The following is a 14,896-nucleotide window of genomic DNA, read 5'->3' on the forward strand; positions in this document are numbered from 1 at the left end:
TAAACCGCGCTTTATCATATAACGCTGGCAAGTTGCGTTTGTTTTTGTTGCAATCATGTGAAATAGTTTTTACTGCAACAATAACAAGCGAGAAACGCATGAAAAAAATGCTTCATACAGTATTAGCATTGTCGGTGTCATTAGCGATAGGGCAGGTAAATGCCGCTGAAAAAGACGAACAAAAATGGCAAGTAGATTCACCAAAAGGGCAATTTGTTGACGCTGCAATTAGCGTTGAGCAAGGCACATGGATGAATATAGATATTAGCCCTGATGGTAAAACTGTGGTGTTTGACTTACTTGGCGATATTTACACTATGCCAATGAGTGGTGGTACAGCTACAAAGCTCACCTCTGATATTGCATGGCAAATGCAACCACGCTTTAGTCCTAACGGCAAAAGTATTGCGTTTACCTCCGACCAAGATGGCGGCGATAACATTTGGATAATGGACTTAAATGGCGAAAATCAACACGCTGTTACCGATGAAACCTTTAGGTTATTAAATAGTCCTGCATGGAGTCCTGATGGCGACTACTTAGTTGCGCGTAAACACTTTACAGCTAGCCGCTCATTGGGAGCAGGTGAAGTGTGGTTGTATCACAAAGCGGGTGGCAAGGGCGTACAGCTTACAAAACGCGAGAACGATCAAAAAGATTTAGGTGAGCCAATGTTTTCACCGGATGGTCGTTATGTATACTTTTCGCATGATGCAACACCCGGTAAAACCTTTCATTATTCAAAAGATTCTGTAGCGGGTATTTATAAAATTAAGCGCTACGACCGTGAAACGGGTGAAATTGAAACCATAATCGATACGATGGGCGGTGCTATTAGGCCTACACCGTCACCTGATGGAAAAAAACTGGCGTATATAAAGCGTGATGATTTTCAAACTAGTCTTTATTTATATGACTTAACCAGCGGTGAGCACACTAAGCTTTACGATAAGCTTGAGCGAGATATGCAAGAGACTTGGGCTATTCATGGTGTATACCCAACCATTGCATGGACACCCGATAATGAAGAACTGGTATTTTGGGCTGGTGGCACAATTCACAAGCTAGATGTTGCAGACAGATCTGTAAAAACCATCCCTTTTAAAGTGCAAACAAGTAAAAAAATTCAAAAAGCGGTGCGCTTTACACAAAACTTAGATACTGATGAGTTTGATGTAAAAATGCTGCGTAATGTGCAAGTAAGCCCAGATGGTGAAACGGCAATTTTTGAAGCGCTTGGGCATATTTATAAACGTGATTTAGAGTCGGGTAAAATTAAGCGTTTAACAAAGCAAACTGATCATTACGAATTATTTCCACAATACTCTCGCGATGGTAAAAAAATAGTTTACACCACATGGGATGATAACAAACAAGGGTCTGTAAGAGTGGTTTCTGCGCGCAGTGGTCGTGGCGATACAATAACTAAAGAGCCTGGTAAATATGTAGAGCCAACTTTTAGCCCAGATGGTAAAACGGTTGTTTATCGAAAAGCTACTGGCGGCAGTATTTTAAACCCTAAGTGGTCACTTAACCCTGGTATATATAGCGTAAGCGCAAAAGGCGGTAAAAGTGAGCTTATTTCAAAAAGTGGTTATCAACCACAATTTGGAGATGCAAACGATCGCGTTTTTATAATGAGTCCTTGGCCAAAACCAACGCTTAGCGTAGTAGAGCTTGAAAGTAAAAAATTTCGTAAACTGTACGAATCAGAGCATGCGACAGAATTTAGAGTATCACCAGATGGGCAATACCTCGCTTTTGCTGAGCGATTTAAAGTATTTGTAACGCCGTTTGTTCAAAGTGGTAAAACAATTAATATTGGGCCTAAAGACAGTCAATTCCCAATAGAGCAGTTATCGGTGCGTGCTGGTGAAAACATTAGTTGGAGTGCTAAGAGCAACAAACTTTATTGGACATTAGGGCCTGAGCTTTATCATGCAAGCCTTGAGGGGATGTTTGCTATTAACAAAGCCGAAGATGCCGACTTTAAAGTGAAAAGTGGCGATAATATCGGTTTCAGTAAAAAAATGGCAGAGCCTAAAGGCATGATTGCGCTCACTGGTGCAAAAATTATAACTATGGACGGCGAAAAGGTTATTGAAAATGGTGTAATCATCACTGATGGCAAGCATATTAAAGCAATTGGTACAGCAAGCGATATAAGCATCCCTAAAGGTGCTGAGGTTATTGATGTAACAGGTAAAACTATTATGCCTGGTATTGTTGATGCTCATGCACATGGCTCGCAAGCAAGCGGTGAAATTATACCTGAGCAAAACTGGAAAAACTTTGCAGGTTTAGCGCTGGGTGTAACTACAATTCACGATCCATCAAATGATACCTCAGAAATATTTACCGCAAGCGAAATGCAAAAGGCAGGCATGATTGTTGGCCCGCGTATTTTCTCAACGGGTACTATTTTATATGGCGCAAATATGCCAGGTTATACGTCGCATATTGACTCGTTAGACGATGCTAAATTTCATTTAGAGCGCCTTAAAAAAGTAGGGGCGTTTAGTGTTAAATCTTATAACCAGCCACGCCGTGAGCAGCGCCAACAAGTTATTGAAGCAGGCCGGATGCTTGAAATGATGGTTGTCCCTGAAGGCGGCTCATTATTACAACATAACTTAAGTATGATTGTGGATGGACACACAGGTATTGAGCATTCAATCCCTGTAGAGCACATATATGACGATATAAAGCAGTTATGGTCGCAAAGTGATGTAGGTTACACACCAACACTTGTAGTGGCTTATGGTGGCATTTGGGGTGAAAATTACTGGTATGATAAAACTGATGTGTGGAATCATCCACGTTTAAGTAAATTTGTGCCTAAAAATCAATTATTACCACGCTCTATGCGCCGCATTAAAGCGCCCGATCATCACTATAATCACTTTAATAACGCACGCGTTGCTGCTGAGCTGCAAGACCTAGGTGTATTAGTTAACTTAGGTGCTCACGGTCAGCGTGAAGGCTTAGGTGCACACTGGGAGATGTGGATGTTTGCACAGGGCGGAATGACACCGCTTGAGGCAATACGTGCATCAACACTCGATCCGGCTAAGTATTTAGGACTTGATAAAAACGTAGGCTCGCTTGAAGTGGGCAAACTGGCTGATTTAATGGTTATAGATGGCGATCCGCTTAAAAATATTCGAGATTCGGATAAAGTAGATTACACCATGATCAATGGTCGACTATTCAATGCAGAGACAATGAATGAAGTGGGTAAAAAAGAACGCGAACCACTTTATTTTGAAGAACTGTAATTTATTTTAAACTTTTTAAAGCGGCTACATAACCGCTTTTTTTAGCCTTACCCAATTTATAAAGCTTTATATTTTTGGCAAATAACGGATATAAAAAAACCGCTTAACGCGGTTTCTTTTAAAAATCATAAATGTTGATTAAACAACACCGCGCGGTAAGCGACAGTCATGATCTTTACGAGCTAAAATTACAATCCAAAGTTCTTCCGCTGTGTAACCTTCTTCATTTTCGGTAACAACAGTGAATGGCGCTTTTTTCTGTGCTTTAACAGGAGCAGCTGCTTTTGGTTTTTTCGTTTTAGTTGTTTTACCAGAGTTTAATTTTTTAGTAAGCTCTGCTACGTCAGCTAGGCGTAAATTTTTACCGCCATCAATGCTGTACCAACCAGGTTTGGTTGTGATTTCAGGTTTTTTACCATTGGCAGTTTCGTACGCTGCTTCAAAGGCAGATAACACTTCTGTTTTGTCTAGTTTGCTCATCAGAGACCCTATACGTTGTGAACACAGATAAAGAAGAGGTATTTATACCTATTTTAAAACAGTTTTTCAATTTTTTGCGATTTTCCTTCCATTTTAGGCCTATAAACGCCAAAATTTGCACAAAATTCAGTGCTAAGTAAGGTAAGTTGTATGCAACGTAGAGAATTTAACCAACTCCTAAATGACATTTTGAAACCTCATTTAATAAAAGATTTTTGCCCAAATGGCTTACAGGTCGAAGGTAAAAACGAAATTAAAAAAATTGTGACGGGTGTAACCGCAAGCCAAGCTTTAATAGAAGCTGCCATTGAGCAACAAGCAGATGCTATTTTGGTTCATCATGGTTTTTTTTGGAAAGGGGAATCTCAACTAATAACGGGTATGAAAAAGCGTCGCATAGGTGCGTTATTAGCACACGATATTAATTTATTTGGCTATCACTTACCACTCGATATTCATCCAGCAGTTGGCAATAACGCACAACTTGCAAAGTTATTAGATATTGAAATTGAAACAGGGCTAGAGCCAACTTCAAATAGCGTAGCAATGAAAGGGCGTTTAAAAACACCATTAAGTGGTGAAGATTTTGCAGATAAAATTGCAAAAGTGCTTAATCGAACCCCGCTCACAAGCTTAGTACGCTCAGCTAAAATAGAAACCATTGCACTGTGTACTGGTGGTGGGCAAGGATATATTGACTTAGCAGCAGAGCAAGGCATTGATGCTTATTTAACGGGTGAAGCATCGGAGCAGACAATTCATAGTTCTCGTGAGCAAAACATTGATTTTTTTGCAGCCGGGCATCATGCAACAGAGCGCTATGGTGTAAAAGCACTAGGTGAGTTACTTGCTCAAGAGCATGGTTTTGATGTGACATTTATAGACATAGATAACCCAGTTTAATTAGGCTATATAAGTTACAGCGCCTCTGGATCTATCCAGCGGCGCAAACTTATCCATATATCTCCTACTACTTCGTGACTGTATTGCGTAACCACAAGTAAGGCATGAGCATTGGGAATAAACTGCTTGCTCCATGGAAGTGCAGCAAAATTATGATAATCAGTGGCTGCGGTTATGACTTCAATACCTTGAGCATTAAATAAGTCTTTGGCACGGGGCATGTGCAGTACAGATGTTACTAGTGCAACTTTAAAGTCGACTAATTTTGATGCCAGTAATTTAGCTTCTTCACCTGTGTCCATTGCTTTTGGATTTTGGAAAATACGGCTCTTATTAACGCCTAAACTAATTGCCGTTTGATACATAAGCCCGCTATTAGTGGTATTTTTATAACCCCCGCCTGAAACTATAAGCTCTGCGTTAGGGTAGTGCTTTGCCAGTTTTACACCTTCTACCAAGCGCGTTAGCGCACAATTACCTAATTGATTATTAGCACTGAGTGCAGGATTTGGGTTTATATCGCAACCTAGTACAACTATTTTGTCTATTTTTGGATGCTTTAGAGTATTAAATGCAAGCGACGCAGGTTCATTATTTTGGATAATTAAATTGGCGATAAAGGGTGTGCTCAATGCAAGTAATACAATTAAACTTAAAGTAGACAAAAAGAGAGCTGATTTGCGGCCTTTAAATGCCAGTAGGAGCATCAGACACGCAAATAAACCAAATAGAGGCAGTGGCATAAGTAAACCACCAATCATTTTTTTAATAACAAACATAAGAGTTAAACGCTGTAGAGTTAATTACAGCGATATTACTTATTATATTGATGATTATCGACCGTTATTTAGCTTACAGGTATTTAAAAAGTGACGATAAACAGGGTTATCTTTCATGTCTTTTTTCATCGCTAAATACATAGGGCGAGTAAGACCAAGAGCGCCCAAAGGAATTGATTTAATTAAGCCTTGGCTTTCATAAGGTGTAACTAGCCAATCAGGTAAAGCGGCAACGCCCATTCCAGCACTTACTAGTTGAAAAATAAGTAGTCCTTGGTCAACCGTTTTTAATGTACCGTCAAAACGAGCATTTTGAATGAAATGCTTAAATATATCTTGGCGTTCACGCGGGATAGGGTATGAAATAATAGTTTCGTTTTTTAAATCAAGCGCTGTTACATACGCTTTTTTAGCAAGTTCATGATCCGGCGCCACAATAAGCTTCAATTTAAAATCAAATAAGTGCGCGTATTCTAATGTGTCGGGTTCGCGTATGTCAGACGTTAAAACTAAATCGAGCTCATCGCTTAGTAAGTCAGGAATAGCGTCGTAACTAAAGCCACGTTCATAATCAATTTTTATATCAGGCCAAAAGTTATTAAATTCTTTAATAGTAGGTAATAACCAATGAAAACATGCATGGCATTCCACGCTCAAACGTAGTTGAGAAATAGGCTGGTTTAAGCTTTCTTTTAAACGACATTTAGTCGCTTCCATTTTTGGCAATATTTCGTGAGCTAATTCAAGTAATAGCATTCCTTGAGGGGTAAAGCGGACTGGTTGAGTTTTACGCTCAAATAATTGGCAATCCAATTTATTCTCTAAATCTTTGATTTGATGAGATAAAGCAGATTGTGTCAAAAATAACTCTCGTGCTGTATTAACCAAAGATCCTGTTTCTTTTAGGGTTGCTATGGTTTTTAAATGTTTAATACCAATCATCTTTAAAAATTCTCATGAAAAAAGTGAGTTCAGCTCAGATTAATTACATACTACGCCTATATAAAAAACGTTTCAACGTCTAGATGGCTAAAATTACGCGTTTTATTGCAGTTTATCGCTATGAATCGTGAAAATATTAGAGTTAGTAATGATATAAGTCATTTTAAAACTGGTTTGATGAGTTTTAGATGAGTTTGCTTCATGTTGTATTTTAAATATAACGATTGCTGTGCGTTTTGGCTCAGCGTGAGTTTTAACCATGTTGATAACGGTATGAGGTGAGATTTGTTGAATGCATAATTTAGATTGTGGTTTAAAAGCTAGAGTCGTTTTGCCTTATAGCTTAAGTTTAGCTCAATGGGTGAGTATATGCGTAGTACCAAAGCCAGCGACCTACTCGCTGGCTCTTTTTATAAGGGTTTATTAATTAGTAATATGGCTTCTTTGGCAGTAACAGGTTTTGATTTTAAAAAGCCTTGACCATAGTCGCACGCGGTGGATTGCAAAATAGTTAATTGCTCAACTGTTTCTATTCCTTCAGCTACAACTTCAAGTTTTAATGATTGCGCAAGTGATAAAATGGCTTCAACAAGTGGGTTAGTAGAATCCTGTAGATGGTCAATAAAGCTTTTATCTATTTTTAAAATATGAATAGGCAGTTGGTGCAAGTAGCCTAGTGCTGAATAACCTGTTCCAAAATCATCAAGACATAATTTTACTTTTAAAGGTGAGAGACCTTCAATTATTTGAGTGGCGAGTTCTAGATTTTCTATTAAGCCAGATTCGGTAATTTCTAAGCATAAAGAACCTAGAGGTAATTGGTACTTATTATAAATGGAATGTATTTGCGCTACAAAATCGAGGCTTGCAAAGTGTCGTGACGATACGTTAACGGTGACTTTTAAAAAGCGATGGCCTTGTTGGTGCCAATTTGAAATATGCTGGGCCGCCAAATCAAGTAAATGTAAATCAAGATTTATAATTTGCCCTGTAGTTTCAGCTATCGGTATAAAGTCATTAGGGGGTACAAACCCTTTTGTAGGGTGATGCCAACGAACAAGTGCTTCAAAGCCGATAACTTCACTGGTAGTAATTGTGAAAATTGGTTGAAAATAAAGTTCAAACTCGTTGTGTTCAATACCGTGTTGTAAGTCGTTTTCTATATCGGCATGGGTTTTAAGTTTTTTACGCATCGTGTTATTAAAAAACTTTACCTGACCACGTCCGGTTGACTTAGCTTCATACATAGCGGCATCGGCTTGTTGTAATAATATATAGGCTTTATCGTCAATATTATCGCTGTAAGCTATGCCAATACTTGTTGAAGCTTGTAATAAATGACCATCTACATTTAAGGGTTTAGAAAGTGCCGTTTGTATGCGTTTTAATGCTTCACAGACCTGATTTTTATGGGTGATATTTTCCATGAATATAGCAAATTCGTCACCCCCTAAACGTGCAAAAGTATCGGTATTACGGACGGTGTTTTTAATGAGTTCACAAATTTTAATTAAAAAGTGGTCACCTACCTCGTGGCCTAAAGCGTCATTTATACTTTTAAATCGATCAAAATCTAAATATAAAAGTGCATGGCTTGTGCTTTTTTTAGCACGGGATAAACGTAAGATAGCGTGTTGTATCCGCTCAATAAGTAAAGAGCGGTTAGCAAGGCCTGTTAGTTCATCATGAAGTGCTTTATGCTCTAGCTCTTGTCGGGCTAGTTGTCTATCAATTGCCATACTTATTTGGCGGCTAACATAGGTTAATAGAGCGCTATCGTGTTCGTTATATTGCAAATTTTTATCATAGCTTTGAACAACAATTACACCACTTATTCTTTCATTTGTTTTAAATGGAACGCCAAGCCAGGATTGAGATAACCTACCAACAAGTTTAAAGTCGCCAGCATTAATGTGTTGCTGATATTGTGATTGGTTAAGTAATAAAACACGATCTGATTTTAATAAATAGTAAGAAGCCGTATCTTTTAGCTGCTCTTTTGAGATTTTTTTATGGGCATGACTTTGAATCCCTTCTTCAACTATATAAACCAGATCAAGAATATCAACTTGTTTATCGTACAAAGCGATAAAGAAGTTATCAGCAGGGAGTAAGCTGTTTATGATGTTATGGAGTGCTTCAAAAAAAGTGTCTAAATCACTGGCTTTGTAGGTTAGGTTGGCTATTTGTAATAAGCTATTTTCTAATTTTTGTGCGTTGTTAAGTTGCTCAACTGTTTTTTGTAAGTTATTTACCGTATTTACCTGGTTAATTTTAGCACTGAGTAAGTGAGCAACTGTTGTAAGAATTTCAAGGTGTGCATTGGTAAAATAACCTTTGATTGGGTGCTCACAATCAATAACACCTAAAACTTGTTCTTTATATATAAGAGGAACACATAGTTCTGATTGAGCAGGGCGCTCATCTGCGATATAACGGCTATCTTTTGTTACATCATCGATAACTACGGCTTTACCAGTTGTGGCTACAGCCCCAGTAATTCCTTCACTAAAACGTATTACTTTACGTTCGGCTTGATATTTATCACGGGCGTGAGCAATACCCATCGATGCAACTTGATTTAATGTATAAGCATTGTTATCGGCAAGGTAAATAACGCAATCAACAAATCCTAAACGGTTAACAACGTGCGTTGTAACATACTCAAATAGCTCGTCTAGTATGTCTAGTTGCAATAGGCTAGATGAAAATTGATTAATGATACTTAGTTGATCAGTTTTTATCTCAAGCGCTCTAGTAGCATCAGTTTTATAAGACATAGGCAATTTATATTGTTCTTTTTATTTTTAAATTCGCAGTTAAGTTAACCTAATTTTGGGTTTTTGTACAAATTAAAGCGATGAGTGGTTTCATACACTGTAAAGTTTTAATATAGCGAGTTTTTAATTAATCATAAATCATTACAATAAGCTAATAACATTGAATTTGCTCATTGTGCTTTAAATAGTACCTCAGTAATTTTATCCATATAAAAACTTTATTTTTAATAAAATCTTTACTCGAAAACATCATATGCCTATGATCGGATAAATTCAGCCGTGGAACAAAGTAATGACAAGTAATAATACAAACTCTGTAACAACCCTTACTATCTCTCGCCCTGATGACTGGCATGTACATTTACGTGATGGTGACCAGTTAAAAGACACTGTACGCGATATTAGCAGATACATGGGCCGCGCTATTGTTATGCCAAACCTTGTTCCGCCAGCAACGTGCACAGATACGGCATTGTCGTACAGAGAACGCATTATGTCTGCAAATCCACAAGGCAACTTTGAGCCATTAATGGTTTTGTATCTCACGGATAAAACTACACCAGATGAAATAATAAAAGCTAAAGCGACAGGTAAAATAGTAGCAGCTAAGCTTTACCCTGCTGGCGCTACCACTAATTCTGACTCGGGTGTTACATCAGTAAAAAATATTTATCCAGTTTTAAAAGCAATGCAAGAAGTAGGCATGTTGCTGTTAGTGCATGGGGAAGTGACAGATTCGTCGATTGATATTTTTGACCGTGAAAAAGTATTTCTGGATACAATTTTAGGAGATGTAGTAAATGACTTTCCTGAGCTTAAAATTGTACTCGAGCATATTACGACTAAAGATGCAGTAGAGTTTGTTGTTAATGCACCTAGCAATGTAGCGGCAACAATTACAGCGCATCACTTGCTTTATAACCGCAATCATATGTTAGCGGGTGGAATTCGCCCACATTATTACTGTTTACCAATTCTCAAGCGTAACATTCACCAGCAAGCATTAATGGCTGCAGCAATAAGTGGAAATAAAAAATTCTTTTTAGGAACTGACTCTGCACCACATTATAAAGATAAAAAAGAAGCTGCTTGTGGGTGTGCTGGTGCATACACGGCTCATGCCGCTATTGAATTATATGCTGAAGCATTTGAGGATGCAGGAGCTTTGGACATGCTTGAAGGGTTTGCAAGCCACTTTGGCCCTGATTTTTACGAATTGCCGCGTAATACAGATACAATTACATTACAAAGAAAGCCGTGGAAAGTACCTGCAAGTTATACATTGGGCGACTCTGAAGTTGTGCCTATAAAAGCTGAAAATACAATGGATTGGTCTGTCGAATAACCAATAATATATTTAAATCTAAAGCCGCTTAATTTTTAATGCGGCTTTTTTGTTTGTGCTTTTGATATTATTGAGGCGTAATTCGACGACAGGGTGGTTGTAGGTGGCTTTTGATCTCGCTTACAGCAATAAATATTACAATAATACTTATGGTTTTTGCTTGTAAATTAGTCAGTTAAAGGCGATTTAAAACAAATTTATATTTTTAAGAAATAATTCCTAATTAATAGAGCGAAAAAAAATATAATGTGTTAATCTTACCTTGCTTTGAGTTTTTATGTATTGAATTTACGGATATTGTGCTGCGTTTAAGGTTACCGGTTAGGTTATTACTTGTTCCTGTACTGTACCTCCATATTTTTGAGCATTGACTCAGGGAGGATATTGCCATAATAATATGGCTGAATTTTAATTATTGACTTACAGGAAAATTTAGTATGTCGGTTACTGGTAAAGTAAAGTTTTTCAACGAAGCTAAAGGCTTTGGTTTCATTGAACAAGAAAATGGTCCTGACGTGTTTGTACATTTCAGCGCAATCACTGGTTCTGGTTTTCGCACTCTTAGCGAAGGTCAAGCAGTGACATTCAGCATCAAACAAGGTCAAAAAGGCCCTGAAGCTGAGAACGTAGAAGCAGCATAATTTATTATGTGAACTCTAGTTCATCTTGGTGAAGCAGGTTTCTGTTTCACCATAATTCCCCTTCCTTAAATCTATTTATTTCATACCTCAAATTCTCCTTTTTTTAAACTTAAAAAACTACTCAAACATTCTATCTTTGCAAAGCTAAACAACTAATAATCTAACGGACAAAACAATCCTCTAATACTTTTAAAAACCATTCATAAGAATTTATTCAATGGGCCTGATACCAGCTTAAATAAAATCGATGCTCAATATCAATCCATGCAAATTCTGTTTCAAGCTTACTCTGTGTGACGAAGGCTACTCATTGATAAGGGCTTCTAGGTGCTTCTATTACTTTATTATGTGAACGTAAAGCTTCATTTATAGTGTATTACTAATAAAGTAGGGTAACTCTTCATGATTAACTTAATTACTGAATTAACCTTAACGTTAAAATAGTATTAAAGAATACTTTAAAGCGGTAAATACAACCTGTTTAATTATCAAAAGCTTTTATGCTGCTAAAAGAAATGCATTGTTGAGTTTATTATTACTATTTATGGAAAAACACGTTTTAAAATAGTTTTAAAAGTAACGTATATAAAGCGTGAGTATCCGATATTAAATATTATCCAGTGTTGTTTTTTTGTGCGACAAATGGTTTGTTTTTTCAGATGAAGTGTAACTGAGGTGATAAAACACGATAAAATCGTGTAAAAAATAACTTTTGTTATATCAATTTATATTTTTTTTAGTTTTTTTCAGTGCGAATTCAGCTTTAGCTAAATGTTGCAATAATGTTGTTTTATGTCAGTGCAATGCGAATAAATACACCCCTTAAAAGGCTTTAATAGAAATATTAAGAAAAAGCTTCGTTGCAATAATGTTAACTGTTGTGGGCTGGTACTTTCGTTTAAGCATTAACTTAGCTATTTATTTACTGAGATTAGTAAACATCAAGTTGACAGCGCTAATTGCATTTAGCATTATTGGAAGGTTGATATCTATTAAAAGATATCAGGGTTGTTCTCCTCGGAGGATAATTAAATTATAAAAGTAACATTACTTAATTGGTTGGGAACTATGTCTGTTAAAATCAGAAAGAGTCTTGTAGCAACTGCGTTGGTTGGCGCATTTGCATTTGCAAGCAGCAATGTGATTGCAGATCCTTTGAATGACGTGCAAAAAGCAGGTCAACAAATTCAAAAGGCTGCGGTTAAGTCTCAAACTAAAATTGACAATGTATATGGTCAAACTCAGGAGCTAATCGCTGAGTACCGTAGCGTTGTTGATGAGACTGAACTTATGAAAGTGTATAACGATCACGTGTCGCGCTTGGTTGATAGCCAAAACGCTTCAATTGAATCGTTTGATCGTCAAATCGCGACTATTGATAACACTAAACAAAACGTTGTGCCTTTGATGTATCGCATGATCGATACGCTTGAGCAATTCATCAAAGCGGACGTTCCATTTAATCTTGAAACGCGTTTAGGACGTGTTGAAAGACTACGTGAGATCATGGTTTCTGCGTCTGTAACGACGTCTGAAAAATTCCGTCAAGTACTTGAAGCTTACACTATTGAAACAGCATACAGCTCTCTTGTATCTGCTTCACAAGGTACTCTAGAAGTTGATGGTAAAAGCATTAACGTTGATATCGGTCAGTTAGGTCGTATCACTTACGTTGCTCAGTCTTTTGACTTGAAACATGCTTGGGTGTGGGATAACAACACTAAACAGTGGAAAGCATTAGGCGAAGAATACCTAAAACCTGTTAAAGAAGTTATTCGTATGGCGCGTAAGCAAGCGACATTAGAACTTGTTAAACTACCTATCTTTGGCGCGGAGTAATCAATAATGAAGAAACTATTTAAAGGTTTTGCTGTTGCAGCAGTACTAACTGTTTCTGCAGGTACCGCGCTTAATGCACATGCAAATACTGGAGCTCTAGATAAAATTCTTGAGCAAGTAAAGCAAGAGCGTATCTCTGAAGGTAAAATCAATAAGCAACGTGAGCAAGAGTTCTTATCAGAACGTGCTGACAAGCAAGCATTACTTAACAAAGCTAAAAGCCAACTTGCTTCTGAGAAGTCTCGTGGTGAAAGCTTAGCTAAGCAATATGCACAAAACGAAAATACGCTAGCTGAAAAAGAAGCAGCTCTTCAAAGTGCCCAAGGTACTTTAGGTGAGATGTTTGGTGTTGTACGTCGTGCAGCTCAAGATGCTATCGGTTCTATCGAAGCGTCACTAGTTAGTGCTGAAAAACCAGGTCGTGCTGAAATCTTACGTTCGTTAGCCGCTGCTAAAGAACTTCCTACAGTTCGCGAACTTGAAGAACTTTGGATTTCACTTCAAACTGAAATGACAGAATCAGCTAAAGTTTCAACTTTTGAAACTGAAGTTGCTGGTCTTGACGGTAACCCGTCAATGAAAAAAGTAACACGTATCGGTAACTTTAACTTAGTTACAGACGATGGTTACTTAATTTATTCACCAGAGACTAAGTCTATCCAGCCTCTAGGTAAGCAACCAGACGGTTATATCTTAGACGGTATCACGGCTCTAGAAAATACATCACCAGATAACTACGCTGGTGTTTACATAGATCCGACTCGTGGTGCTATCTTACGTATCAACACTCAAAAAGCGACCCTTATGGAATACTTCCATCAAGGTGGCGTAGTTGGTTATATCATCACGGCTTTACTTGGCCTAGGTATGCTAATTACTCTAATCCGCTTTGTTGACCTTACACTTACTACTAGTAAGATTAAGAGCCAGCTTAAAAATGTTGCTACACCGAATACAAATAACCCACTGGGTCGTATTCTTAAAGTGTACCATGACAACAAGAACCAAGATGTTGAAAACCTTGAGCTTAAACTTGATGAAGCGATTCTACGTGAAACGCCACGCATTGAAGCTGGTATCAATATAATTAAGATTCTTGCTGCAATCGCACCGTTACTAGGTCTACTAGGTACAGTAATCGGTATGATCTTAACGTTCCAAACAATCACATTGTTCGGTACGGGTGATCCGAAGATCATGGCAGGTAACATCTCTCTAGCACTTGTAACTACAGCGCTAGGTCTAATTGCTGCATTACCACTAATTCTACTTCATGCTCTTGTAGCTGGTCGTAGTAAGTCGGTATTACACATCCTTGATGAGCAAAGCGCGGGTATCGTTGCTACTCACGCGGAGAAGGAGAAAGCCTAATGCTAGTCCTGATGGAGATATGGGAATCTATCAGGGATTTTGTTGGCACAGGCGGCCAGGTTTTATACGTGGTCGCGATAGCACTCTTTCTTATGTGGGTTTTAATGATTGAGCGCTATTGGTTCCTACTTGCAGAATTTCCTCGCACAGCGAAAGAAATTGTAGCAAAGTGGGATGCCCGCCAAGACACTACGTCTTGGTACGCACACAGAATCCGTGAAGCATGGATTTCTGAAGCGTCTGAAAAATTAGATCAGCGTATGTTGTTGATTAAGACATTAGTAGCTGTTTGTCCTTTAATAGGCTTACTTGGTACTGTTACTGGTATGATCTCGGTTTTTGAAACCATGGCCAACCAGGGTACGGGTAACGCACGTTTAATGGCATCAGGTATTTCAATGGCAACAATCCCAACAATGGCTGGAATGGTTGCGGCATTATCTGGAGTATTTTTTAGCTCACGTCTTGAGACAAAAGCTAAAATGGTGAAAGCCAAACTTATTGATAGTATGCCTCATCACTAGAGAGAGAATTAAAT

Annotated in this window: 11 protein-coding genes; 7 read left to right on the top strand and 4 right to left on the bottom strand. The window is 37.9% G+C overall.

The genetic code is table 11. The annotated features are described in order from the left end of the window. The first annotated feature begins 98 nt into the window (after positions 1–98). Positions 99–3,278 (top strand): amidohydrolase family protein, encoded by a 3,180-nt coding sequence (locus GQR53_RS02435; RefSeq protein WP_165742759.1) that lies wholly within the window; start codon positions 99–101, stop codon positions 3,276–3,278. Positions 3,279–3,416: 138 nt separating this feature from the next. On the opposite strand, the gene GQR53_RS02440 is transcribed toward GQR53_RS02435, so the two are convergent. Next, positions 3,417–3,758 (bottom strand): hypothetical protein, encoded by a 342-nt coding sequence (locus GQR53_RS02440; RefSeq protein ID WP_002961684.1) that lies wholly within the window; start codon positions 3,756–3,758, stop codon positions 3,417–3,419. A 150-nt stretch (positions 3,759–3,908) separates the two neighbouring features. On the opposite strand from GQR53_RS02440, the gene GQR53_RS02445 reads away from it, so the two are divergent. Then, a complete protein-coding gene (locus tag GQR53_RS02445) occupies positions 3,909–4,661 on the top strand; it encodes a Nif3-like dinuclear metal center hexameric protein (RefSeq protein WP_165742760.1) in 753 nt (250 codons plus the stop codon). 14 nt (positions 4,662–4,675) lie between these two features. Here GQR53_RS02445 and GQR53_RS02450 read toward each other — a convergent pair whose 3' ends face one another. The 3 genes from GQR53_RS02450 to GQR53_RS02460 form a co-directional block, all read right to left on the bottom strand. Beyond that, positions 4,676–5,440 (bottom strand): ElyC/SanA/YdcF family protein, encoded by a 765-nt coding sequence (locus tag GQR53_RS02450; protein WP_165742761.1) that lies wholly within the window; start codon positions 5,438–5,440, stop codon positions 4,676–4,678. A gap of 54 nt (positions 5,441–5,494) precedes the next feature. Further along, positions 5,495–6,382 carry a LysR family transcriptional regulator gene (locus tag GQR53_RS02455; RefSeq protein WP_002961689.1) on the bottom strand — a complete coding sequence of 296 codons (888 nt, stop codon included), beginning with the start codon at positions 6,380–6,382 and terminating at the stop codon, positions 5,495–5,497. A gap of 410 nt (positions 6,383–6,792) precedes the next feature. Further along, complete coding sequence (locus GQR53_RS02460; RefSeq protein WP_165742762.1) at positions 6,793–9,162, bottom strand: GGDEF domain-containing protein; 2,370 nt, start codon at positions 9,160–9,162, stop codon at positions 6,793–6,795. Positions 9,163–9,454: 292 nt separating this feature from the next. On the opposite strand from GQR53_RS02460, the gene pyrC reads away from it, so the two are divergent. From pyrC to GQR53_RS02485, 5 genes are all read left to right on the top strand, one after another. Next, positions 9,455–10,507, top strand: coding sequence for a dihydroorotase (pyrC, locus tag GQR53_RS02465; RefSeq protein ID WP_165742763.1), 1,053 nt, complete (start codon positions 9,455–9,457; stop codon positions 10,505–10,507). A gap of 437 nt (positions 10,508–10,944) precedes the next feature. Beyond that, positions 10,945–11,148 carry a cold-shock protein gene (locus tag GQR53_RS02470; protein WP_002961702.1) on the top strand — a complete coding sequence of 68 codons (204 nt, stop codon included), beginning with the start codon at positions 10,945–10,947 and terminating at the stop codon, positions 11,146–11,148. 1,068 nt (positions 11,149–12,216) lie between these two features. Then, positions 12,217–12,987: a DUF3450 domain-containing protein gene (locus GQR53_RS02475; RefSeq protein ID WP_165742764.1), complete on the top strand. Its 771-nt coding sequence runs from the start codon at positions 12,217–12,219 to the stop codon at positions 12,985–12,987. Between the two features lie 6 nt (positions 12,988–12,993). Next, positions 12,994–14,358, top strand: coding sequence for a MotA/TolQ/ExbB proton channel family protein (locus GQR53_RS02480; RefSeq protein ID WP_002961707.1), 1,365 nt, complete (start codon positions 12,994–12,996; stop codon positions 14,356–14,358). Continuing rightward, positions 14,358–14,882 carry a MotA/TolQ/ExbB proton channel family protein gene (locus GQR53_RS02485; RefSeq protein ID WP_002961709.1) on the top strand — a complete coding sequence of 175 codons (525 nt, stop codon included), beginning with the start codon at positions 14,358–14,360 and terminating at the stop codon, positions 14,880–14,882. The genes GQR53_RS02480 and GQR53_RS02485 overlap by 1 nt, the downstream gene beginning before the upstream one ends. Positions 14,883–14,896 lie beyond the last annotated feature (14 nt).

This window comes from Pseudoalteromonas sp. Z9A6 (assembly GCF_011378805.1).
GTDB classification, from domain to species: Bacteria; Pseudomonadota; Gammaproteobacteria; order Enterobacterales; family Alteromonadaceae; genus Pseudoalteromonas; species Pseudoalteromonas distincta.

What these genes read in the sequence shown, in the direction of transcription:
- GQR53_RS02460 (WP_165742762.1), bottom strand. Translation starts at nt 9,162, where the DNA reads ATGTCTTATAAAACTGATGCTACTAGAGCGCTTGAGATAAAAACTGAT.
- GQR53_RS02485 (WP_002961709.1), top strand. Translation starts at nt 14,358, where the DNA reads ATGCTAGTCCTGATGGAGATATGGGAATCTATCAGGGATTTTGTTGGC.
- GQR53_RS02475 (WP_165742764.1), top strand. Translation starts at nt 12,217, where the DNA reads ATGTCTGTTAAAATCAGAAAGAGTCTTGTAGCAACTGCGTTGGTTGGC.
- GQR53_RS02455 (WP_002961689.1), bottom strand. Translation starts at nt 6,382, where the DNA reads ATGATTGGTATTAAACATTTAAAAACCATAGCAACCCTAAAAGAAACA.
- pyrC (WP_165742763.1), top strand. Translation starts at nt 9,455, where the DNA reads ATGACAAGTAATAATACAAACTCTGTAACAACCCTTACTATCTCTCGC.
- GQR53_RS02440 (WP_002961684.1), bottom strand. Translation starts at nt 3,758, where the DNA reads ATGAGCAAACTAGACAAAACAGAAGTGTTATCTGCCTTTGAAGCAGCG.
- GQR53_RS02450 (WP_165742761.1), bottom strand. Translation starts at nt 5,440, where the DNA reads ATGTTTGTTATTAAAAAAATGATTGGTGGTTTACTTATGCCACTGCCT.
- GQR53_RS02445 (WP_165742760.1), top strand. Translation starts at nt 3,909, where the DNA reads ATGCAACGTAGAGAATTTAACCAACTCCTAAATGACATTTTGAAACCT.
- GQR53_RS02435 (WP_165742759.1), top strand. Translation starts at nt 99, where the DNA reads ATGAAAAAAATGCTTCATACAGTATTAGCATTGTCGGTGTCATTAGCG.
- GQR53_RS02480 (WP_002961707.1), top strand. Translation starts at nt 12,994, where the DNA reads ATGAAGAAACTATTTAAAGGTTTTGCTGTTGCAGCAGTACTAACTGTT.
- GQR53_RS02470 (WP_002961702.1), top strand. Translation starts at nt 10,945, where the DNA reads ATGTCGGTTACTGGTAAAGTAAAGTTTTTCAACGAAGCTAAAGGCTTT.